The sequence below is a fragment of the Streptomyces misionensis genome (assembly GCF_007896895.1).
GTDB classification, from domain to species: domain Bacteria; phylum Actinomycetota; class Actinomycetes; order Streptomycetales; family Streptomycetaceae; genus Streptomyces; species Streptomyces misionensis_A.
Map to the genome: position 1 here is coordinate 1 of NZ_VOGW01000012.1, position 21,564 is coordinate 21,564.

At 72.9% G+C, this 21,564-nt stretch carries 17 protein-coding genes; 7 read left to right on the forward strand and 10 right to left on the reverse strand.

Going from position 1 to position 21,564, the window contains the following annotated elements; all coding sequences use genetic code 11:
* Positions 1 to 78 precede the first annotated feature (78 nt).
* Positions 79 to 531: an ATP-binding protein gene (locus FRZ03_RS01800; protein WP_146463335.1), complete on the forward strand. Its 453-nt coding sequence runs from the start codon at positions 79 to 81 to the stop codon at positions 529 to 531.
* Here the strand turns inward: FRZ03_RS01800 and FRZ03_RS01805 are convergent.
* The 3 genes from FRZ03_RS01805 to FRZ03_RS01815 form a co-directional block, all read right to left on the reverse strand.
* The gene (locus FRZ03_RS01805) at positions 491 to 1,936 is read right to left on the reverse strand and encodes an amino acid permease (RefSeq protein WP_146463336.1); all 1,446 of its coding nucleotides are present in this window, start codon (positions 1,934 to 1,936) and stop codon (positions 491 to 493) included. The two genes, FRZ03_RS01800 and FRZ03_RS01805, sit on opposite strands and share 41 nt — an antisense overlap.
* Positions 1,937 to 2,052: 116 nt before the next feature.
* Positions 2,053 to 3,069: an ornithine carbamoyltransferase gene (gene argF, locus FRZ03_RS01810; protein ID WP_146463337.1), complete on the reverse strand. Its 1,017-nt coding sequence runs from the start codon at positions 3,067 to 3,069 to the stop codon at positions 2,053 to 2,055.
* A gap of 131 nt (positions 3,070 to 3,200) precedes the next feature.
* A complete protein-coding gene (locus FRZ03_RS01815; RefSeq protein WP_186785218.1) occupies positions 3,201 to 4,424 on the reverse strand; it encodes an arginine deiminase in 1,224 nt (407 codons plus the stop codon).
* Positions 4,425 to 4,636: 212 nt separating this feature from the next.
* On the opposite strand from FRZ03_RS01815, the gene FRZ03_RS01820 reads away from it, so the two are divergent.
* Positions 4,637 to 5,236, forward strand: a complete 600-nt coding sequence (locus tag FRZ03_RS01820; RefSeq protein ID WP_146463338.1) for a DUF6058 family natural product biosynthesis protein — start codon at positions 4,637 to 4,639, stop codon at positions 5,234 to 5,236.
* A gap of 11 nt (positions 5,237 to 5,247) precedes the next feature.
* Here FRZ03_RS01820 and FRZ03_RS01825 read toward each other — a convergent pair whose 3' ends face one another.
* Together FRZ03_RS01825 and FRZ03_RS01830 are read right to left on the reverse strand one after the other, a co-directional pair.
* A complete protein-coding gene (locus FRZ03_RS01825; protein WP_146463339.1) occupies positions 5,248 to 7,788 on the reverse strand; it encodes a polynucleotide kinase-phosphatase in 2,541 nt (846 codons plus the stop codon).
* Complete coding sequence (locus FRZ03_RS01830; RefSeq protein ID WP_186785219.1) at positions 7,785 to 9,245, reverse strand: 3' terminal RNA ribose 2'-O-methyltransferase Hen1; 1,461 nt, start codon at positions 9,243 to 9,245, stop codon at positions 7,785 to 7,787. The genes FRZ03_RS01825 and FRZ03_RS01830 overlap by 4 nt, the downstream gene beginning before the upstream one ends.
* 105 nt (positions 9,246 to 9,350) lie before the next feature.
* Between FRZ03_RS01830 and FRZ03_RS01835 the strand changes: the two genes are divergently transcribed.
* Entirely contained in the window at positions 9,351 to 10,274 is a 924-nt protein-coding gene (locus tag FRZ03_RS01835) for an LLM class F420-dependent oxidoreductase (protein ID WP_146463341.1), read from the forward strand.
* Positions 10,275 to 10,356: 82 nt separating this feature from the next.
* On the opposite strand, the gene FRZ03_RS01840 is transcribed toward FRZ03_RS01835, so the two are convergent.
* On the reverse strand, positions 10,357 to 11,505 hold the full coding sequence (locus tag FRZ03_RS01840; protein ID WP_146463342.1) for a nuclear transport factor 2 family protein: 1,149 nt from the start codon (positions 11,503 to 11,505) through the stop codon (positions 10,357 to 10,359).
* A gap of 95 nt (positions 11,506 to 11,600) precedes the next feature.
* Between FRZ03_RS01840 and FRZ03_RS01845 the strand changes: the two genes are divergently transcribed.
* Positions 11,601 to 12,536: a LysR family transcriptional regulator gene (locus FRZ03_RS01845; protein WP_146463343.1), complete on the forward strand. Its 936-nt coding sequence runs from the start codon at positions 11,601 to 11,603 to the stop codon at positions 12,534 to 12,536.
* A 65-nt stretch (positions 12,537 to 12,601) separates the two neighbouring features.
* Here the strand turns inward: FRZ03_RS01845 and FRZ03_RS01850 are convergent, their stop codons facing one another.
* The 4 genes from FRZ03_RS01850 to FRZ03_RS01865 all read right to left on the reverse strand — a co-directional run bounded on the left by FRZ03_RS01850 (position 12,602) and on the right by FRZ03_RS01865 (position 15,465).
* A complete protein-coding gene (locus FRZ03_RS01850) occupies positions 12,602 to 13,102 on the reverse strand; it encodes a DUF6099 family protein (RefSeq protein ID WP_186785220.1) in 501 nt (166 codons plus the stop codon).
* A gap of 211 nt (positions 13,103 to 13,313) precedes the next feature.
* Positions 13,314 to 13,679: a nucleotide pyrophosphohydrolase gene (locus FRZ03_RS01855; RefSeq protein ID WP_146463344.1), complete on the reverse strand. Its 366-nt coding sequence runs from the start codon at positions 13,677 to 13,679 to the stop codon at positions 13,314 to 13,316.
* Positions 13,676 to 14,875 (reverse strand): AAA family ATPase, encoded by a 1,200-nt coding sequence (locus FRZ03_RS01860; RefSeq protein WP_146463345.1) that lies wholly within the window; start codon positions 14,873 to 14,875, stop codon positions 13,676 to 13,678. Before FRZ03_RS01860 ends, FRZ03_RS01855 begins: the two co-directional genes overlap by 4 nt.
* Positions 14,876 to 15,057: 182 nt before the next feature.
* Entirely contained in the window at positions 15,058 to 15,465 is a 408-nt protein-coding gene (locus tag FRZ03_RS01865) for a cell division protein SepF (protein WP_146463346.1), read from the reverse strand.
* 248 nt (positions 15,466 to 15,713) lie between these two features.
* Between FRZ03_RS01865 and FRZ03_RS01870 the strand changes: the two genes are divergently transcribed.
* From FRZ03_RS01870 to scpA, 3 genes are all read left to right on the forward strand, one after another.
* Entirely contained in the window at positions 15,714 to 17,423 is a 1,710-nt protein-coding gene (locus FRZ03_RS01870) for a hypothetical protein (protein WP_146463347.1), read from the forward strand.
* Between the two features lie 163 nt (positions 17,424 to 17,586).
* Complete coding sequence (locus FRZ03_RS01875) at positions 17,587 to 19,386, forward strand: methylmalonyl-CoA mutase family protein (RefSeq protein ID WP_146463348.1); 1,800 nt, start codon at positions 17,587 to 17,589, stop codon at positions 19,384 to 19,386.
* Positions 19,386 to 21,560, forward strand: coding sequence for a methylmalonyl-CoA mutase (gene scpA / locus FRZ03_RS01880; protein ID WP_146463349.1), 2,175 nt, complete (start codon positions 19,386 to 19,388; stop codon positions 21,558 to 21,560). Before FRZ03_RS01875 ends, scpA begins: the two co-directional genes overlap by 1 nt.
* Positions 21,561 to 21,564 lie beyond the last annotated feature (4 nt).

Below are 21,564 nucleotides of genomic sequence, written 5' to 3' on the forward strand. Positions count from 1 at the left end.
CCCGGGCGCAGCCCGCCGACCGTTTCGGGTGGCCGGGCCCGTACCATTCCTACAGTCGAAAGCAGGACAGCCTGCTCCATGAACGGACTCGCCTTGCACGAACGCCCCACCGAATCGGCCTCCTGGCGCCTGGCGCTGCCGCACACCGCCGCGGCGGTGCCGGTGGCGCGCGCACTGGTGCGCTCGGCCCTTTCCGAGGTGGAGCAGGCGCCCGACCCCGACACGGCGGAGCTGCTCACGGCCGAGCTGGTGGCCAACGCGGTGGAGCACACCGCGGGCCGCGGGCCGATCGAGCTGGTGGTGGAGGTGGCGCCGACCGGCTGCCAGGTCGAGGTGCACGATCCGGACCCGGCGCCGCCCGGTCAGCTGACCCGCCCGGTCATGGAGGAGCCCGACGTGTGGCAGGAGGGCGGGCGCGGGCTGCTGCTGATCCGCGCGCTGAGCGCCTCGTGCGGACACCGCCCCACCCCGAAGGGCAAGGCGGTGTGGTTCACACTGCCTGTGGTTCCCGCTCAGCGGCGTCCGCGGTGACGGCCGCGGCGTCACGGGCCAGCGTGGAGTGCCGGCGCCCGTAGGCGGCGTAGACGGCGAGGCCCACCGCGAGGAAGATCGCGAACTGTACCCAGGTGTGCCAGCCGGTCTCGTACATCAGGTAGAGGCAGAAGGCGATGCCGAGCAGCGGGCCCACCGGATAGAGCGGCACCCGGAAGCTGCGGCTCAGTCCCGGCTCGCGGCGGCGCAGGGTCATCACCGCGATGTTCACGACGGCCATGATCGCCAGCGTGCCGATGGTGCACAGGTTCATCACGGCGTCCAGGGAGGCGAAGGCCGCCGGGAGCGCGAAGACGAGCGCGACGATCAGTGTGCCCGCGACCGGCGTGGAGGTCTTCGGGGAGACCTTCTCGAAGACCCGCGGGATCAGGCCGTCCCGGGACATCGACATCAGGATGCGCGTCTGGCCGTACATCACGGCGAGCACCACGGAGGCGATGGCGACGACCGCGCCGAAGGCGATCACCCCGCCGCCGATGGTCGAGCCGGTGACCTCGTTGACGACGTAGGAGAGGGCGGCGGGGCGCCCGGCGACCTGCTTGCCGCCGATGGCACCGATCGCGGCGACCGCGACCGCGCAGTACAGCAGCGTCACGATGCCCATGCAGACCATGATCGCCACGGGGATGTCACGGCGGGGGTTCTTGGCCTCCTCGCCGGCGGTGGTGATCGCGTCGAAGCCGATGTACGAGAAGAACGCGGCGGTGGTGCCCGCGCCGATGCCGCCGAGGCCGGCCGGGGAGAACGGGGTGAGGTTGCCGTGCTTGAAGGCGCTGTAGCCGATGGCGCAGAAGGCGAGCAGGATCGCCAGCTTGACGGCGGCCATGGCGGCGGTCGCCCGGGCACTCTCGCGCACCCCGCGCACCAGCAGCACCGAGGCCATCGCGATCACCAGCACCGCGGGCAGGTTGACGATCCCGCCGTCGCCCGGCCCCGCCGACAGCACGGCGGGCAGCTGCCAGCCGATGAGGCTGTGCAGCAGCTCGTTGACGTACTGGCTCCAGCCGACGGCGACGGCCGAGATGGAGATGCCGTACTCCAGCAGCAGGCACCAGCCGACCAGGAAGGCGGTGGACTCGCCGAGACCGGCGTAGGCGAAGGAGTACGAGGAGCCGGAGACCGGGATCGCGCCGCCCAGCTCCGCGAAGGAGAAGGCGGTGAAGACGCACGTGATGGCGGCGAGGACGAAGGAGACGACGACGGCGGGGCCGGCCTGGGCGACGGAGTCGGAGAGGCCGACGAAGATGCCGGTGCCGACGATGGCGCCGACGCCGAAGCAGATGAGCTGGAAGAGCCCCATCGTGCGCTTCAGGCCGTGCCCCTCGCGGTCGGCGCCGGATTCGGCGACGAGCAGGTGGGGGGACTTGATGCGGGGAGCGGGCATTGCGGGTGGTGCTCGTTTCTGGTGGTGCGGGCGACGGGATGACGGTCGCGGCGGCGGCACCGGAATGGGTGGCTCCGGTCCCGCCGGTCAGGATAATCGCTGGTCGCGGGCGGGGACTAGGACTGCCGGCCGAGTGTGGCGACCAGCACGGCCTTGATGGTGTGCAGCCGGTTCTCGGCCTCGTCGAAGACGATGGAGTGCGCCGACTCGAACACCTCGTCGGTGACCTCGAGGGAGGTCAGGCCGTAGGTCTCGTGGATCTCCCGGCCGACCTTGGTGCCGAGGTCGTGGAAGGCCGGCAGGCAGTGCAGGAACTTGACGTCCGGGTTGCCGGTGGCGCGCAGCACGTCCATGGTCACCGCGTACGGCGCGAGGGACTTGATCCGCTCGGCCCAGACCTCCTTGGGCTCCCCCATGGAGACCCAGACGTCGGTGGCGACGAAGTCGGCCCCGCGCACGCCCTCGGTCACGTCCTCGGTCAGGGTGACCGCGGCTCCGCTGCGCCCGGCCAGTTCGCGGGCGCGGGCCACGATCGCGGGGTCCGGCCAGTACTGCTCGGGGGCGACGATCCGGACGTCCATGCCGAGCAGGGCGCCGGTGACCAGGTAGGAGTTGCCCATGTTGAAGCGGGCGTCGCCGAGGTAGGCGAAGGCGACCTCGGTGAGGGGCTTGGCGCTGTGCTCGGTCATGGTGAGCACGTCGGCGAGCATCTGGGTGGGGTGCCAGTCGTCGGTGAGGCCGTTGTAGACGGGCACGCCGGCCTCGGCGGCCAGCTCCTCGACCTTGACCTGGCTGTCGCCCCGGTACTCGATGCCGTCGTACATCCGGCCGAGGACGCGGGCGGTGTCCCTCACGGACTCCTTGTGCCCGATCTGCGAGCCGATCGGGTCGAGGTACGTGGTGTGGGCGCCCTGGTCGGCGGCGGCGACCTCGAACGCGCAGCGGGTGCGCGTCGAGGTCTTCTCGAAGATCAGCGCGATGTTGCGGCCCCGCAGGTACGGGGTCTCGGTCCCGGCCCGCTTGGCGGCCTTCAGCTCCGCGGCCAGCTCGATCAGACCGCGGAACTCCGCCTCGGTGAAGTCCAGCTCCTTGAGGAAGTGGCGGCCGGCGAGGGCGGTCGGGACTGTCGCCATGGGGGCGCTCCAGGGGTACGACGATAAGGACAGTGGAATTCTATACGACCTTCAGCAAATTTATGCAGCTCCAGGGGGTGAGGTGCATATCCTCACACCGGCACCCGGGCCTCCGGGCACCGCCCCCGCGCTCACCCCGCGTCCCGCTCCACCGGGCAGCTCATGCACCGGGGACCGCCCCGGCCCCGCCCCAGCTCGCTGCCCGGGATCTCGATGACCTCGATGCCCTGCTTGCGCAGATGGGTGTTGGTGGTGGAGTTCCGCTCGTAGGCGACGACGACCCCGGGCTCGACCGCGAGCACGTTGCAGCCGTCGTCCCACTGCTCGCGCTCGGCCGCGTGCACGTCCTGGGTGGCGGTGAGCACCCGGATCTCACCGAGCCCGAGGGCGGCGGCGATGGCCCGGTGCATGTGCTCCGGCGGATGGTCGGTGACCTTCAGCTCCTTCTCGCCCACGCCCGGTTCGATGGTGTACGAGCGCAGCATGCCGAGCCCCGCGTACTGGGTGAAGGTGTCGCCGTCGACCATCGTCATCACCGTGTCCAGGTGCATGAAGGCGCGCCGCTTGGGCATGTCGAGCGCCACGATGGTGCGGGCGGAACCGGCCGCGAACAGCTTGTGCGCCAGCATCTCCACGGCCTGCGGGGTGGTGCGCTCGCTCATCCCGACGAGGACCGCGCCGTTGCCGATCACCAGGACGTCGCCGCCCTCGATGGTGGAGGGGTGGTCCGCCTGGCCCTGGGACCAGACGTGGAACCGCTCGCCGGCGAAGAGCGGGTGGTACCGGTAGATCGCCTCGAAGTGCACGGTCTCGCGCTGCCGGGCGGGCAGACGCATGGCGTTGATGGCGACCCCGTCGTAGATCCAGGCGGAGGTGTCGCGGGTGAAGAGGTGGTTGGGGAGCGGGCCGAGCAGGAAGTCGTCCAGCTCCATCACATGGAAGCGCACGGAGGTCGGCTCCGCGTGCGCTTCCAGGAACTCCCGCTTGGTCATGCCGCCGACCAGGGCCTCGGCCAGTTCGCGCGCGGGCAGGTTCTCGAAGGCGGCGCGCAGATGGGCGGTGGCGAGGGGACCGTACTCGCGCTCGTCGAAGACACGGTCCAGGACCAGGGTGCGAGCCTCGGGGACGTCCAGCGTCTCGACCAGCAGATCACCGAAGAGGTGCACGGCGACACCGCGATCGCGCAGCACGTCCGCGAACCCGTCGTGCTCGGCGCGCGCCCGGCGCACCCAGAGCACGTCGTCGAAGAGGAGGGCGTCCTTGTTGCTGGGGGTGAGCCTTTTGAGCTCAAGATCCGGCCGGTGCAGGATGACGCGGCGCAGCCGCCCGGCCTCGGAGTCGACATGGAATCCCATGCCCCCATCCTGACCACTGGGGCCCGGATTCACCCGCCCCTCGAACATTTTGCGGCGCTCTCGTTGCGATGTGCGACCGCCGCCCTTTTTCGTCGCATGGACGACAACCGGGTGTGGCGAGACGTTTCGGCGGGCTCCGAACCGTCCGCTGGATAACGTCCGCGGTCCGGGGCGGGCCCTTCGCCCCGCCGACGTCTCCTGAAGGAGTGCCCATGCCGCAGACATCCCTGAGCCGACGGCTCGCCGAGCGCTTTCGCGAGATCAACGGCGACCACCCGATGACCGGGGCCGACGACGCGTACGTCAGCCGGCAGTTCGTCACCCTGGAGCGGCTGTGCGCGGACCACGGCCGCGGCAGCGACGAGGTCCGCCGTCTGATGCTGGACGGCCGGCTGCCCCTGCCGGGCTATCTGCGCTCCGACGGCGCGGAGATGGTCCCGGCCGACCTGTTCGCCCTCGCGGAGCGGGCGGGCGGTGTGGACGCGCTCGAATCCTGGTTCACGTCCCACTGGTCCGACCCGGTCACCGCCCGCGCCGAATGGCGGGCCTACCTGGACGGCCGGTACATCTGCCTGCGCTCGGTCACCCCGGACGCCATCCGGCGCAAGGACCGGCTGACGACGGCGATCGGCTCGGCCCCGGACGCGCCCGACGCCGGCTCTCCGGCCTGGACGCGCCGCCTGCACGCGATGATCGACGAACTGGACGTCCTGGAACCGGAGTTCACCGGCTACGACCGCCTCCGCTTCGGCGGGCCCACCTCCCGGGACAGCTGCATCACCGGGATGAGGGCCCGCTTCCCGCGGCCGTGAGAGCCGCGGGCCTACAGCCGCGGGTCCACCGGCTCCGACTCCAGGGCCAGCACCGCGAACACCGCCTCGTGCACCCGCCACAGCGGTTCGCCGGCGGCCAGGCGGTCGAGGGCCTCCAGGCCGAGGGCGTACTCGCGCAGGGCGAGGGAGCGCTTGTGGTTGAGGAACCTGCGGCGCAGCACGGCCAGGTTGTCGGGGCGGGTGTACTCGGGGCCGTAGATGATGCGCAGGTACTCGCGGCCCCGGCACTTGATGCCGGGCTGGACCAGGCGGCCGTCCGGGCGGCGGACCAGGGCGCCGAGCGGCTTGACGACCATGCCCTCGCCGCCCCGCCCGGTCATCTCCAGCCACCAGTCGACCCCGGCCCGCACCGACTCGGCATCGCCCGTGTCGACGTACAGACGGCGGGTGGTCCCGAGGAGGCCGGAGGCGTCGTGTTCCACCATGCGGTCCAGCAGGGCCAGTTGCTCGTCGTGCGGGAGCGCGGCGAGGCTGCGGCCCTCGGTGGCGAGGATCTGGAAGGGCGCGAGGCGGACGCCGTCCAGGCCTTCCGTGGTCCAGCAGTAACGGCGGTACGCGGCGGTGAACGCGGCCGCGTCGGCGGCGCGTTCACGCTGCCGGTCGAGGAGCGCGGCCACGTCGGTGCCCCGGGCCGCGGCCGCCTCCAGCGCGGCCAGCGCGCCGGGGAACACCGCGCCGGACGCGGCACCGACCGCCGCGTACTGGCTGCGCAGCAGACCCGAGGCCTTCAGCGACCACGGCATCAGCTCGGCGTCCAGCAGCAGCCAGTCCGTGTCCAGTTCGGACCAGAGGCCGGCCTCGGCGACCGCCGCGCGCAGCCGGTCCAGGATCGCCTCGGTCATCTCCTCGTCGTCGAAGAACGGCCGGCCGGTGCGGGTGTACAGGGCGCCCGTGGGGCCCGCCACGCCGAACCGCTTCGTGGCCGCCGCCGCGTCCCGGCACACCAGCACCACGGCCCGCGAGCCCATGTGCTTCTCCTCGCACACCACGCGCTCGACCCCGTCGGCCGCGAACTGGGCGAACGCCTCGCTCGGGTGCTCCAGATAGCCGTCCACCCCGGAGGTGGCCGTCGGCGCCATGGTCGGCGGCAGGTACGGCAGCAGCCGCGGGTCGAGCGCGAAGCGGCTCATGACCTCAAGGGCCGCCGCCGCGTTCTCCTCGCGCACCGCCACCATCCCGGCGTGCCGGGTCTCCACGGCCCGGCGTCCGGAGACGTCGGCCAGGTCCAGCGGCCGGCCGTCCCGCCCGCCGGGCGCCTCGGTGCGCAGCGGGCGGGCCGGCTCGTACCAGACGCGCTCGGCCGGCACGTCGACCAGCTCGCGCTCGGGCCAGCGCAGCGCGGTCAGCCTGCCCCCGAAGACCGCACCGGTGTCCAGGCAGATGGTGTTGTTGAGCCAGGTGGCCTCCGGCACCGGCGTGTGGCCGTAGACGACCGCCGCCCGGCCCCGGTAGTCCTCGGCCCACGGGTAGCGCACGGGCAGGCCGAACTCGTCGGTCTCCCCGGTGGTGTCGCCGTACAGGGCGTGCGAGCGGACCCGCCCGGAGGTGCGGCCGTGGTACTTCTCGGGCAGGCCGGCGTGGCAGACCACCAGCTTGCCGCCGTCGAGGACGTAGTGGCTGACGAGTCCGTCGATGAACGTGCGCACCTTCGCCCGGAACTCCTCGCTCTCACCCTCCATCTGGGCGATGGTCTCGGCGAGGCCGTGGGTGTGCTGGACGTTGCGGCCCTTGAGGTGGCGGCCGTACTTGTTCTCGTGGTTGCCCGGCACGCACAGCGCGTGGCCCGCCTCCACCATGGACATCACCCGGCGCAGCACACCGGGGCTGTCCGGGCCGCGGTCGACCAGGTCGCCGACGAACACGGCGGTACGGCCCTCGGGGTGCACGCCGTCGTCGTAGCCCAGCTCGGCGAGCAGGGACTCCAGTTCGGCGGAGCAGCCGTGGATGTCGCCGATGATGTCGAAGGGACCGGTGAGGTGGGTCAGGTCGTTGAAGCGCTTCTCGGTGACGACGGTGGCGGCCTCGGCCTCCTCGACCCCGCGCAGGACGTGCACCTTGCGGAAGCCCTCGCGCTCCAGATGCCTCAGTGAACGGCGCAGTTCGCGGATGTGCCGCTGGATGACCCGGCGCGGCATGTCGGCGCGGTCGGTGCGGGCCGCGTTGCGTTCGGCGCACACCTCCTCGGGCATGTCGAGCACGATGGCGATGGGCAGCACGTCGTACGTCCGCGCCAGTTCGATCAGCTGACGCCGGCTGTCCTGCTGCACGCTGGTGGCGTCCACGACGGTGCGGCGGCCCGCGGCCAGCCGCTTGCCGGCTATGTAGTGCAGGACGTCGAAGGCGTCGCGGCTGGCGCTCTGGTCGTTCTCGTCGTCGGCGACCAGACCGCGGCAGAAGTCGGAGGAGATCACCTCGGTGGGCTTGAAGTGCTTGCGGGCGAAGGTGGACTTGCCGGAGCCGGAGGCGCCGACGAGGACCACGAGGGAGAGGTCGGTGACGGGGAGGACCCGTCCGGTCCGTGTCTCGGTCATGCCGCCTTCGCCTCCTTCTCGGTCGTGAGGGTGAACAGGGCCAGCTGGGTGGGCGGTCCCACCTCGGGGTCGTCGGGGCCGACGGACTGGAACTCCACGTCGTAACCGTGCCGTTCGGCGACCCCGGCGGCCCAGGAGCGGAACTCGGCGCGGGTCCACTCGAAGCGGTGGTCGCCGTGCCGGACGTGCCCGGCGGGCAGGGTCTCCCAGCGGACGTTGTACTCGACGTTCGGGGTGGTGACGACGACGGTGCGCGGGCGGGCGTGCCCGAACACGGCGTACTCCAGGGCGGGCAGCCGGGGCAGGTCGAGGTGTTCGATCACCTCGCTGAGCACGGCCGCGTCATAGCCCTTCAGCCGCTTGTCGGTGTAGGCGAGCGAGCCCTGCACCAGCCGGACGCGGGACGCCTGCCGCTCGCCCATGCGGTCGAGCCTCAGCCGCCGGGAGGCGATGGTGAGCGCCCGCACCGACACGTCGACGCCGACGATCTCGGTGAACCGGACGTCCTTCAGCAGCTCCTGCACCAACTGGCCCTGGCCGCAGCCGAGGTCGAGCACCCGGGCGGCACCGCGGTCGCGCAGCGCGGCGACGATCGCCTCGCGGCGCCGGACCGCGAGCGGGGTCGGCTTCTCCTCCGCCTCGGTCTCCTGGCCGACCGCGTTGTCGATGTCCTCGACCTCGCTGTCGTCGGCCTCGGCGAGCCGCACCAGCTCCAGCGCCTCGCGCGCCCGCCGGGTCAGCGACCAGCGGCGGGAGAGGTAGCGGCTGGTGATCAGCTGCTGTTCCGGGTGGCCGGGCAGCCAGCCCTCGCCGGCCCGCAGCAGCTTGTCGACCTCGTCGTCGGAGACCCAGTAGTGCTTGGCGTCGTCGAGGACCGGCAGCAGCACGTACAGGTGGCGCAGCGCCTCGGCGAGGGTCAGCGCCCGCGACTCCAGGACCAGACGCACGTACCGCGAGTCGCCCCACTGCGGGAACTCCGTGTCGAGCGGCACGGGTTCGGCGTCCACGGTCCAGCCGAGCGGCTCGAAGAGCTTGTGCACGAGAGGGGCGCCGCCGCGCGCGGGCAGGGCCGGGACCTCGATGCGCAGCGGCAGCGGGGCGGCGGCCCGCTCGGGGCGGGCGGCGCACACCCCGCGCATGGCGCTGGAGAAGACGCCGCCGAGGGCGACGGCGAGGAGGGAGGAGGCGGCGTAGGGGCGGTCGTTGACGTACTGCGCGAGCGCCGCGTCGGGGGCGCCGCCGCGGCCCTTGCCCTTGCCGCGCACCAGCGCCACCGGATCGGTCTCCAGCAGCAGGGCGGCCGTGCAGCGCGCGTCGTCCGCCTCGGGGTAGAAGACGTGCGCGGTGCCGTAGGACGTGGAGAACCTCTGCGCCTTGCCGGGATGCTTGTGCAGCAGGTACCCGAGGTCGGTGGCCGGGTGGGCGGCGTCGCCGCTGGTGGAGATCGTCAGGAACACGCGTCCGAGTCTCCCCGCCCGGGCACCCCCGTGACCACCTGTTTTCCGCCCCTGCCGCCGGCTCCCCCGCGCGGTCGCGTCCGCACCGGCATGCATGATGGATACATGGATCTTCGAGTCTTCACAGAACCCCAGCAGGGCGCGACCTACGACACGCTGCTGCGCGTCGCCAAGACCGCGGAGGAACTGGGCTACGACGCGTTCTTCCGCTCGGACCACTACCTCCACATGGGCAACGTGGACGGTCTGCCCGGTCCCACCGACGCCTGGATCACGCTCGCCGGCATCGCCCGGGAGACCAGCCGCATCCGGCTCGGCACGCTGATGACGGCGGGCACCTTCCGGCTGCCCGGCGTCCTGGCCATCCAGGTGGCGCAGGTCGACCAGATGTCCGGCGGCCGGGTGGAGCTGGGTCTGGGCTCGGGCTGGTACGAGGAGGAGCACAAGGCGTACGGCATCCCGTTCCCCAAGGAGAAGTTCGGGCGCCTCGAGGAGCAGCTGGCGATCGTCACGGGGCTGTGGCAGACGCCGGTCGGCGAGCGGTTCGGCTACGACGGCACGTTCTACCAGTTGCAGGACTCCCCGGCGCTGCCGAAGCCCGCGCAGGCCAAGGTGCCGGTCCTCATCGGCGGACACGGCGCCAAGCGGACGCCGGCGCTGGCGGCGCGGTACGCCGACGAGTTCAACATCCCGTTCGCGTCCGTGGAGGACAGCGAGCGCCAGTTCGGCCGGGTGCGGGCGGCCGCCGAGGAGCACGGGCGCAAGGGCGACGACCTCGTCTACTCCAACGCGCTGGTCGCCTGTGTCGGCCGGAACGACGCCGAGGTCAAGCGGCGCGCGGACGCCATCGGCCGCGAGGTGGACGAGCTGAAGGCCAACGGTCTCGCGGGCTCCCCCGCGGAGGTCGTGGAGAAGCTGGGCCGCTACGCCGCGGTCGGCTCGACCCGTGTCTACTTCCAGATGCTGGACCTGGACGACCTGGACCACCTGGAACTGATCGCCACCGAGGTCATGCCACAGGTCGCCTGACGACCGACCGACCGCCGGGCCGGCGCAGACACCGGCCCGGCGGGGGCGCCTTCGCACGGAGGGCCGCCTGGCGCCCGCCCGCTCAGTCGTGCCGGTGATACGCCTTGTTGGCGATACGCCAGCCGCCGTCGGCGCGCACCAGCAGGAAGACGTCGGTGAACGTGTCCGCGCCGTGCGAGAGCGTCATGGTCGCGGTCGCCACGGTGCCGTGGACGTCGACGGCGTCGACGCGCCGGGAGCGGGCCGGTTCGTCCGGGGCCGGTTCGCCCGGGAAGAGCGCGCAGTACTCGTCCAGGCGCCACGAGACGAACGCGCCGTCCCGCATCCCTTCGATGTGGGCGGTGGGCAGGAACGCGTCGCGGAAGTGGGCGGGGTCGCCGGTGGCGTGTCCGCGGGCGTAGGCGCGCAGCGGTTCGAGCACCGCCTCCGCCACCGCGGGAGCGGTGGCGGCGACGGCGATGTCGGCCTCGGGGGCGGCGGCCGGTCCGGCCGCGCTGCGCAGAGGGGTGCCCGAGGCGGCGGCCAGCAGGGCCATGTCCTTGGCCAGTGCGCCGACGGTGAACTCGGCGGTGGCCTCGGTCGGCCCGCCGAGGAGGAAGGGCCGCTTGCGGGCCACGAGCCCGCCGAGCTGTCCGTGTTCCAGGACGTCCAGTACCTGGGCGCGGGGCAGCCCGAGGGCGTCGGCCTGCCGCAGCGAGTCGCGCAACGCGAGGACCGCCCCGGCGAGGCTGTTGTTGGCGATCAGCTTGAGCGCGGCGGCGGTGGCGGCGTCCGCCACCTGCCGGACGGTGCCCAGCGTGTCCAGGACCGGCCGGGCCCTTGCGAGCGCGCCCTGGTCGGCGGCGGCGAGGATCCGCAGGTCACCGGCGGTGGCAGCGGGTACGGAGCCGATCAACGGCGCGTGGACGTAGGACGGGCCGAACCGGCGGGCCAGCTCCGCCGCCTCCGCGGGGGCGACGGTGGCGGTGTTGACGATCACCGTGTCGTCGCGCAGCGAGCCGCGGACACGGTCCAGGACCTGCCGGCAGGCCGGGGCGTCGAACAGTGCCAGGAGTACGAGGCCGGCCGCGGCCACGGCCTCGTTCGGGTCGCCGGTCGATGTGACGGCCGCCGGTGTGCGCCCCGAGCGGGTCCAGCCGACGATGTCCCGGCCCTGGGCGGCCAGTCGGGACGCCATCGCGCCGCCCATGCGCCCCAGGCCGAGGACGGCGATGGTGTGCGGTGTGGTCATGCGTGCCACGGTGGTACACGACGAGGGTTGCGACAAGCGCAGATATGGCATGCCGGCTCTACGGCGCTCGCATGGCTGCCGGGCATACTGCGGCCATGGATCTGACAGTGTGGCGGGCCTACGTGACCGTGTGCCGGCTCGGGTCGCTGTCGGCGGCGGCCGCCGAGCTGAATCACACCCAGTCGGCCGTCTCCCGGCAAGTGGCGGGACTGGAACGGCAGTTGGGCGTTCCTCTGCTGGAGCGGCACGCGCGCGGCGTGTGCCCCACACCGGCCGGTGAGGTGTTCCGGCGCCACGCGCTGGCCACGCTCGACGAGGCCGACCGCGCGGTTCGCGCCGTGCGCGACGTACGCGACGGGGTGTGCGAGCGGCCCCTGGCCGTCGGCGCGACGCCTTCTCTCGCCGCGGGGATCGTCCCCGAGGCCCTCCAGGGCCTGTTGCGGCAGGCCGGCTCCCTCCGGTGGAGCCTGCTCCCCGGTCTGAGCGCACAGCTGCACGACCGCGTACCGGCCGGCGATCTGGACGTCGCCGTCGTCACCGACGCCCCGCCCGGGCTCCCCCACGACCCGCGGGTCGAGCGCCGGTTCCTCGGGCTGGACGAGATGGTCGTCGCGCTGCCCGCCGGCCATCCGCAGGCCGGTCAACGGGCCGTGCGCATCGAGGCGTTGGCCGACCAGGTCTGGGTCGAGGACAACGACGGCTCCGCGGCGCTCCTGCGCCAGCACGCCGCCCGCGCCGCCGTCGGCGCCCGCATCGACCTCACCGCGGCGGACCTGCCCGGCAAGCTGGCGCTGGTGGCGACCGGTCACGCCATCGCGCTGATACCCGGTGTGCTGACGCGCGCCCTGCGAGCCGACGTCACCACGGTCGGCCTCGTGGATCCCCCGACCCGCGGCATCTACGCGATCACGGCACGCCGCGACCCCCACCCCTGGGCGGCGGCCCTGCTCGACCAGCTCGCGACGGCCTTCGCCGCGGCACGCCCGGCCCACGCCGCCCGTCCGCGGCAGGACCGCCCGGCTCCGGCATGACCACGGACTCCCGGCGGCCCCACCACGGGAACCGGCGCGGGAACCGGCGCGGGAACCGGCGCGGGCTACGCGCACGGTGCGCCGCCGAAGGGGCTGCCCTGGTTGTCGTTCGCCGACAAGACCTCCTCGCGCGCGGCCAGTTTGCGCAGCATCTCGCGGACGCGGTCGCGGGACTCGTCGGCCGCGTCGATCGCCTCCATGCACTGCCAGTACGTCGTCTCGTCCGCCGCGGTGCTGGCCACGCCGACCAGGGCCATGCCGACCTCGCCGAGCAGGCCGCCGAGGCAGAGCAGGGTCTCGCGGGCGTCGTCCAGCAGGGTGAGCTGGGCGGCGCGCAGGTCGCCGGGGTCCAGTTCGGGCGGATCGAGGACCCCGCAGCCCCGGCCCGCCAGTTCGGTCAGACCGAGCGCCTCGCCGCGCAGCTCCGGCGGTCCGGAGACCGCGAGGCGGCTGCCGATCGCCTGTGCGAGGGCCTGCGCCTGCCACACCTCCGCCATCAACGCGGGCGTGTCCGCCCCGGCCGCCAGGGCCCGCCTGCTGGTGAGGATGAGCCGTACCGCGTCCATCCGTCGCCCCCGTCCCTTCACTCACTCGCTCGAATGTTCACTGACTCTCTTGTCCACTACCCAGAGTGAAGGTCGTTGGGACGAAAAGCTAGAGGACGCCCGAAATCTGGGGACAACAATTCGGATTCGACGAGAGAGTTGACTGCGGAGAGTTATAACGGAAGCGGGGCGTCCGGTCGTTGAGGTATGCGGACGCCCGTCCGTACGACGGTCAGCCGGGCTCCTCCCCCGCCCCTGCTCCTGCCCCCGTCCCCGGCAGCGGAAAGCGTCGTTCGTTGCGGTCGATCTTCTCGGCCAGGGCGGTCAGCGGGTCGATGTCCAGGACCTCGCAGAACTGGAGGAGGTAGGCGAGCACGTCGGCGACCTCGTCGTGGACGCGGTGCGCGGTGTCGGGGTCGGCCATCACGCGGGCGGACTCCTCCGGGGTCAGCCACTGGAAGATCTCGACCAGTTCGGAGGCCTCCACGCTGAGCGCGGCGACGAGGTTCTTGGGCGTGTGGTACGGCCTCCAGTCGCGGGCGGCGGCGAACTCGGCTAGTCTGCGCTGGAGTCGGGGCAGGTCGGGGTGTTCCGTCACGGGTTCAGGTGTACCACTGTGACGCCCTCGGTCCCGGCGGCCCACGAGGCGTCGTTGACCGTGGCCACACAGCGGATGTGTCCGCGCTCGGCCATCCCCGCCGCCAGGCGCAGCAGGGCCCGGCGCTGCACCGGGTCGAGACAGCGGTCGAAGCCGTCGGCGAGGACGGTGAGGGAGCGCAGCGCGTCGGGCACCTCGCCCGGCGGGTCGACGTCGAGCACACCGGGTCCGGTGAGCAGCACCAACGTCAGGGCGAGATAACGGAGTTCGCCCTCGCCGAGCCGGGCCAGCTCGGTGCGGTGCCCGTCGCCGCGGTCGAGCAGGGCGCGTACCGTGCCGTCGAAGAGCGGTTCGGCGATCAGGTCGGCCACCGGTCCCGCACAGCCCGCCCCCAGCGCCTCGACCAGCCGGGCGTGCCGGCGGGCGCACTCGGCGCGGGTGCGCCACAGCACGTCGGCGAGGTTGTCGCAGCCGCGCATCAGCCGGCCGGAGCCGATGGGCACGGGGGTGCGCATGCAGTCGGGCCGCGGGTCGCACGCGAAGACCGAGCGCAGCGCGACGACCATCTGCTCGGCCGCGGCCAGCACCCGGCGCTGCCCGTCCGTCTTGCCGGCCACCCGCAGCGGCAGCAGGGCGGTGCCCAGGCGGTCGTCGGGGAGCGGCGCGCGGGTCACCGGCGCGGCGCCCGCGGTGTGCCAGGCGGCCTGCACGGTGCGCCGCCCGGGGTCGCGCAGGGCGGTCTCCAGGAGCACGACGCCGGCCGCGGTGAGCCGTTCGCCCACGATCCGCGGATGGGGCTCGGCCTGTACGGCGATGTCGAGCCGGACCGGGCCCTCGGCGCCGTCGGCCGTACAGCCGATCCGGAAGCCCCTGCGGCCCTCGGCGTCGGGCCGGGCCCGGTCGGGCACACAGGCGGCCGGGTCCGGGAACGCCTCCACGAGCGAGGCGCCCCCGCCCAGCCGGGCCAGCCCCTCGTACGCCGCGAGCGCGGTCGTCTTGCCCGCGCCGCTCGGCCCCACGAACACGGTGACCGGCCCCAGCCGGTACCCGGCCCGGCGGTGCCCCGCGAAGGCCGACAGCCGCAATTCGGCGATCCGCGGCCGCGCGTCGAGCGGGGCGACGGCCCCGGCCAACGCCTCACCCACCGCCGGTCCGACGGAGACGGAGGAAACGGAGGACGCGAAGGGCACGGACATGCTCGAACGGTAGGCCCCCGTCCGGGGGACCGAACCGTTTCCCCTGGCGGCGTTCCTACGAACGAGGGGCGTACGGCCCTGGTGATGACCCGCGGGTCACCGGACCGGGTGACGGAGTCCGGCGTGGCGCGACCGGCCCGGGGGCCGCACGGCTCACTCGCCGAAGACCCCCGCGCCCTTCGTCAGCCCGCGCCTTCCATCAGCCCGCTGACCTCCGTGCCGGGCGGGGTGAGGAGGAACACGTTGCGGTCGACGCGGTGCATTCCGCTGCCCAGACCGAAGACGACGCCCGTGCTGAAGTCGAGGACGCGTTTGGCGACGTCGCCCTCCGCACCGGAGAGGTCCAGGAGGACCGGCGCGCCGGCCATCACGGTCTCGGCCACCTCTCGGGCGTCCGCGAAGACATTCACGCGCAGGACCACGAAGCGGCGCCGGGTCTCGGTCTCGTCGTCGGGCAGCGAGCGGTGGTTCACCGCCGACGGCCAGGCGTCCCGGCCCCGCAACGGCACGACCTGGGCGAGCCCTTCCCACTGTTCATCGGTGACGTCGTAACGGCTCACCGGCTCCCCCCGACCTGACTCGTACTCCATGCCTGCACCAGCCAATTCTTACGCCAAGTCACCCGTTCGGCCCAACAACGACACGGGTGGCATCGGTCCGATGACGCCGAACCCGCCCCGCCCTGGGGCACATGTACGAATACGCCCGCTTCTTACCGCCCTCATACCGGACTCTTCACCTGCCGCCGCGAGCCGTTCACGCGTCGCCGATAGCGTCCGATCCCGTGCACGTGGCAGAAACACAGCAGGTGACAGCCGGTCGGCGGACGCAGTCGGCGGTGTCCGCCGTCCCGGGGCCGCGCGCGGAGGTCCCCGGGGCCCCCGCGCAGTGGCACCGTGTGCTCACCCTCCTCACCGATGTGAGCCTCTTCATCGGCACCCGCTCGGTCTGGACCCAGGCGGCCACGCACCGTCTCGTCCTCGCCGGGGTCATCTCCGTCTGCTACGCCGCGATCCTGGCGACCGGCGTGCTGACCTTGACGGTCCGCCGGGCGCGCTCGCTGGCCCGCCTGGACCTGGTGGTGCTGGTGACGGCGATCGCACTCACCCTGTGCGCGTGGGCGCTGAACCACGCGGGCGGCGACGAGGCGGTCCTCACCACGCAGGCCGCCCGGGAACTGGCCGCCGGGCACACCCTGTACGACCACCCCTGGCCGTGGCTGTTCCACATCAAGGGCGTGGCACTGACGGCGACGACGAGCGGCGGGTACGACTACACGTACGGCTATCCCCCGCTCGCGCCGCTGCTCACCATGCCGTTCCTGTGGCTGGGCCACCACGGCGCCCCGGCGACCGCGGCGGCCACGGCGGCGCTGGTCGTGGGCGCGGTGCTGCTGTGGCGGATGCTGCCTGCGCCGTGGCGCTCGGCGGCCACCATGGTCTGCCTGGGCTTCGGTTTCCTGCCGATGTACGCCCGCCAGGGCTACCCGGCGATCGTCGCGCTCGTCCTGCTGGTGCCGGTGGTGGTCCGCTGGCCCCGGCTGGGTGCGGGCGGGCGGCTCGGCGCGGCCGGGATCGCCCGGGCCGCGTGCCTCGGCGCGGCCTGCGCGGCCCAGCAACTGCCGTGGTTCGTGACGCCGTTCCTGCTCGCCGGGATCTACGCGGTGCGCCGCGGCGAGCTGGGCGGGCGGGCGGCGGCGCGGGTGGTGCTGCGGATCGCCGGGGTCGCGGTGGCGGCCTTCCTGCTGATCAACGCCTATCTGATCGTGACCGAGCCCGGCCCGTGGCTGCGGGGCATCGCGCTGCCGCTGACCCAGGGCGCGGTGCTGCACGGCCAGGGCCTGGTGGACGTCTCGCTGTACTTCACCCACGGCAGCGACCGGCTCGACTGGTACGGCCACGCGAGCATGCTGCTCGCCGCCGCCCTGCTGGCCCTGTTCGTGCTGTTCGTACGGCGGCTCGGGCCGGCCGCGACCGTGCTGCCGTGGTGCGCGTTCTACCTGGCGACGCGCTCGCAGGACGGCTACTACCTGATGATGACCCCGCTGTGGCTGGCGGCGGCGATCACCGTGCCGCTGTCGGAGTTCGGCCACGCCTGGCAGCCCCGGTCGTGGCTGCCGGCCGGCCCGCGCCGCAGGCCCGCGCTGGCCGCGGCCGTCGTGGTGCTGCTGGCGCCCGCGCTGGTGAGCGCGGTCCTCGCGGTCACGGGGAGCGCGCCGCTGCGGATGGACATCGCCTCGGTCCGGCACCGCTCGGGGCGCACGGTGACCGGGCTGACCCTGAAGGTCGCCAACACCGGTGACACCCCGCTCACCCCGTACTACATGCTCACCACGGGCCAGGGCATGAACCGCTACTGGTCACGCACGCACGGCCCGGCCACGATCCCCGCGCACACCACGGCGACCATCGAACTGCGCGCCCCGTCCGGCCACTTCACCGTCCCGGCGAAGACGAGCACCCACCTGCGCCTGCGCGCCTTCACGGACACCCCGCAGACCCTGTCCAGCCGGGACGTGCACCGCTCGGACCTCGGCATCAAGGGCTGAGGCCGGCCGGAAGCCCGACCGCGCCGCTCCGGGGGGCCCGCTGCCGGGCCCCCCGGAGCAGGCCGATCGGCGTCGTGAGCGGCGCAGGTCACAGCCGCAACGGGAGAAAACTCACAAGGTTTGCTCTGCACTCTTCTGAGCGCACTGGCCTAGCATCCGAGCCATGACGGTCCTGCCTGACGACGGGCTCTCACTGGCCGCCGAGTTCCCTGACGCGACACACGAGCAGTGGCAACGCCTGGTGGAGGGTGTACTGCGCAAGTCGGGCAAGGAAGTCTCGGGCGCGGCAGCTGAGGACGCCCTGTCCACGACGCTGGAGGACGGGCTGCGCACCCGTCCCCTGTACACCGCGCGCGACGCCGCGCCCGACCCCGGACTGCCGGGCTTCGCCCCGTACCTGCGGGGCTCGCGCCCCGAGGGCGGGGTCGTCGGCGGCTGGGACGTACGGCAGCGGCACACGGCGCCGGCCGACGGCGCGGTCCTCGCCGACCTGGAGAACGGCGGCACCTCGCTGTGGCTGGTGCTGGGCGAGGGCGGCCTCCCGGTCGCCGAGCTGGGCCGGGCCCTGGAGGGCGTCTACCTGGACCTCGCACCGGTCGTCCTGGACGCCGGGCGGGACACCGAGGAGGCCGCCGGGGCGCTGCTGCGGCTGTACGCGGACCGCGGCGTCGACCCGAAGGCCGCCCGCGGCAATCTGGGCGCCGACCCGCTCGGGTACGAGGCCCGCACCGGCACCGCGCTGGACTTCGCGCCGTACACCGCACTGGCCGCGCGCTGCGCCGGGACGTACCCCGGCGTGCGCGCGCTGACGGTGGACGCGCTGCCGTACCACGAGGCGGGCGGCTCGGCCGCGCAGGAGCTGGGCGCCTCGCTCGCCACCGGCGTGGCCTATCTGCGCGCGCTGACCGAGGCGGGTCTGACCGTCGAACAGGCGGCCGGACAGCTGGAGTTCCGCTACGCGGCCACCGCCGACCAGTTCCTGACCATCGCCAAGCTGCGCGCGGCGCGCCGCCTGTGGTCCCGGGTCGCCGAGGTCTGCGGGGCGCCCGGAGCGCAGACGCAGCACGTGGTGACCTCCCCGGTGATGATGTCCCGCCGCGACCCGTGGGTGAACATGCTGCGCACCACGGTCGCGACGCTCGCCGCCGGGGTGGGCGGCGCCGATTCCGTGACGGTGCTGCCGTTCGACCACGCGCTCGGCCTGCCGGACGCGTTCGCCCGCCGGATCGCCCGCAACACCTCCACCATCCTGATCGAGGAGTCGCATCTGTCCCGGGTCATCGACCCGGCGGGCGGTTCCTGGTACGTGGAGCGGCTCACCGATGAACTCGCCCAGGCCGCCTGGGAGTTCTTCCGCACCATCGAGCGGGACGGCGGCCAGGCGGCCGTGCTGCGCTCCGGCCGGCTGCGCACCGACCTCGCCACGACCTGGGCGGAGCGCTCCAAGCGGCTCGCCAAGCGCCGCGAACCCATCACCGGCGTCAGCGAGTTCCCGCTGCTCGCCGAGAAGCCGGTGGTGCGCGAGCCCGCGCCCGAGCCGCCGTCCGGCGGGCTGCCGCGGGTGCGCCGGGACGAGGCGTTCGAGGAACTGCGCGCCCGCTCCGACGCGCACCTGGCCGCGACCGGCGCCCGCCCGCGGATCTTCCTGGCCACGCTCGGCCCGGCCGCCGCGTACACGGCCCGCGCGACCTTCGCGGCCAATCTGTTCCAGGCGGGCGGCATCGAGCCGGTCACCGAGGGCGGCTTCGCGGACAGCGGTGCCACCGAGGCCGTGCTGTGCTCCAGCGACGCGCTCTACGCCGAACAGGCCGAGCAGGCCGCCGGGGCGCTGCGCGCGGCCGGCGCCCGGCATGTGTTCCTGGCGGGCCGGGGCGAGTACGCCGGCGTCGACGGTTACGTCTTCGCGGGCTGCGACGCCGTCGATGTGCTGTCCGCGACCCTCGACCGCATGGGAGTGTCCTGATGGGAATCCCCGACTTCTCCGGCATCGAGCTGGGGACCCCGGTGGCCGACGGCAGCGCCGAGGAGTGGCAGTCGGCCGTCAAGCGGGCCACCGGCGGCGCCGAGCCGCTGTGGGAGACCCCGGAGGGCATCGGGGTCAAGCCGCTGTACACCGGCCGTGACCTGGAGGGCCTGGACTTCCTGGGCACCTACCCGGGCATCGCGCCGTATCTGCGCGGCCCGTACCCGACGATGTACGTCAACCAGCCCTGGACCATCCGCCAGTACGCGGGCTTCTCCACCGCCGAGGAGTCCAACGCCTTCTACCGGCGCAACCTGGCGGCGGGCCAGAAGGGCCTGTCGGTCGCCTTCGACCTGCCCACGCACCGCGGCTACGACAGCGACCACCCGCGGGTGACCGGCGACGTCGGCATGGCGGGCGTGGCCATCGACTCGATCTACGACATGCGGCAGCTGTTCGACGGCATCCCGCTGGACCGGATGACCGTGTCGATGACGATGAACGGCGCCGTGCTGCCGGTGCTGGCGCTGTACATCGTGGCGGCGGAGGAACAGGGCGTACCGCCCGAGAAGCTGGCCGGGACCATCCAGAACGACATCCTCAAGGAGTTCATGGTCCGCAACACGTACATCTATCCGCCGAAGCCGTCGATGCGGATCATCTCCGACATCTTCGCGTACACCTCGCAGCGGATGCCGCGCTACAACTCCATCTCCATCTCCGGCTATCACATCCAGGAGGCGGGGGCGACGGCCGATCTGGAGCTGGCGTACACCCTCGCGGACGGTGTGGAGTACATCCGCGCGGGGCGCGAGGCCGGCCTGGACGTGGACGCGTTCGCGCCCCGGCTGTCGTTCTTCTGGGCGATCGGCATGAACTTCTTCATGGAGATCGCCAAGTTGCGCGCGGCCCGGCTGCTGTGGGCCAAGCTGGTCTCGCAGTTCGAGCCGCGGAACACCAAGTCCCTTTCGCTGCGCACCCATTCGCAGACCTCGGGCTGGTCGCTGACCGCGCAGGACGTGTTCAACAACGTCACCCGCACCTGTGTGGAGGCGATGGCGGCGACCCAGGGCCACACCCAGTCGCTGCACACCAACGCCCTGGACGAGGCGCTCGCCCTGCCCACCGACTTCTCGGCGCGCATCGCCCGCAACACCCAGCTACTGATCCAGCAGGAGTCGGGCACCACCCGGGTCATCGACCCGTGGGGCGGCAGCGCCTATGTGGAGCGTCTGACGTACGACCTCGCGCGCAAGGCCTGGGCGCACATCCAGGAGGTGGAGCGGGCGGGCGGCATGGCGCAGGCCATCGACGCCGGCATCCCCAAGCTGCGCGTGGAGGAGGCGGCGGCCCGCACCCAGGCCCGCATCGACTCCGGGCGCCAGCCGGTGATCGGCGTCAACAAGTACCGGGTCGACAGCGACGAGCAGATCGAGGTGCTCAAGGTCGACAACTCCTCGGTGCGCGCCCAGCAGATCGAGAAGCTGCGCAGACTGCGCGCGGAGCGCGACGAGCAGGCCTGCCGGGACGCGCTGGACGCGCTCACCCGGGGCGCCGAGGGCAGTGCGAACCTGCTGGAGCTGGCGGTGCGGGCGGCCCGTGCCAAGGCGACGGTCGGAGAGATCTCCGACGCCCTAGAGAAGGTGTACGGCCGGCACGCGAGCCAGATCCGTACGATCTCCGGTGTGTACCGCAACGAAGCAGGCGAGTCCCCGTCGGTGGACCGCACCCGGGCCATGGTGGACGCCTTCGAGGAGGCCGAGGGGCGCCGGCCGCGCATCCTGGTCGCCAAGATGGGCCAGGACGGCCACGACCGCGGCCAGAAGGTGATCGCGACCGCCTTCGCCGACCTGGGCTTCGACGTGGACGTCGGCCCGCTGTTCCAGACCCCGGACGAGGTCGCCCGGCAGGCGGTCGAGGCGGATGTGCACGTGGTCGGCGTGTCCTCGCTGGCCGCCGGTCACCTCACGCTCGTCCCGGCGCTGCGCGAGAAGCTGGCGGAGGAGGGCCGCGAGGACATCATGATCGTGGTGGGCGGGGTGATCCCGCCGCAGGACGTGCCGACGCTGCTGGAGATGGGCGCCACGGCCGTGTTCCCGCCCGGGACGGTGATCCCGGACGCGGCCCACGACCTGGTGAAGCGTCTCGCGGCCGACCTCGGCCACGAGCTGTAGGGCC

Bases quoted from the DNA above. Each gene is read 5' to 3' on its own strand.
- FRZ03_RS01800 (WP_146463335.1), top strand. From the start codon at position 79: ATGAACGGACTCGCCTTGCACGAACGCCCCACCGAATCGGCCTCCTGG.
- FRZ03_RS01805 (WP_146463336.1), bottom strand. From the start codon at position 1,936: ATGCCCGCTCCCCGCATCAAGTCCCCCCACCTGCTCGTCGCCGAATCC.
- argF (WP_146463337.1), bottom strand. From the start codon at position 3,069: ATGGCGACAGTCCCGACCGCCCTCGCCGGCCGCCACTTCCTCAAGGAG.
- FRZ03_RS01815 (WP_186785218.1), bottom strand. From the start codon at position 4,424: ATGGGATTCCATGTCGACTCCGAGGCCGGGCGGCTGCGCCGCGTCATC.
- FRZ03_RS01820 (WP_146463338.1), top strand. From the start codon at position 4,637: ATGCCGCAGACATCCCTGAGCCGACGGCTCGCCGAGCGCTTTCGCGAG.
- FRZ03_RS01825 (WP_146463339.1), bottom strand. From the start codon at position 7,788: ATGACCGAGACACGGACCGGACGGGTCCTCCCCGTCACCGACCTCTCC.
- FRZ03_RS01835 (WP_146463341.1), top strand. From the start codon at position 9,351: ATGGATCTTCGAGTCTTCACAGAACCCCAGCAGGGCGCGACCTACGAC.
- FRZ03_RS01840 (WP_146463342.1), bottom strand. From the start codon at position 11,505: ATGACCACACCGCACACCATCGCCGTCCTCGGCCTGGGGCGCATGGGC.
- FRZ03_RS01845 (WP_146463343.1), top strand. From the start codon at position 11,601: ATGGATCTGACAGTGTGGCGGGCCTACGTGACCGTGTGCCGGCTCGGG.
- FRZ03_RS01850 (WP_186785220.1), bottom strand. From the start codon at position 13,102: ATGGACGCGGTACGGCTCATCCTCACCAGCAGGCGGGCCCTGGCGGCC.
- FRZ03_RS01860 (WP_146463345.1), bottom strand. From the start codon at position 14,875: ATGTCCGTGCCCTTCGCGTCCTCCGTTTCCTCCGTCTCCGTCGGACCG.
- FRZ03_RS01865 (WP_146463346.1), bottom strand. From the start codon at position 15,465: ATGGAGTACGAGTCAGGTCGGGGGGAGCCGGTGAGCCGTTACGACGTC.
- FRZ03_RS01875 (WP_146463348.1), top strand. From the start codon at position 17,587: ATGACGGTCCTGCCTGACGACGGGCTCTCACTGGCCGCCGAGTTCCCT.
- scpA (WP_146463349.1), top strand. From the start codon at position 19,386: ATGGGAATCCCCGACTTCTCCGGCATCGAGCTGGGGACCCCGGTGGCC.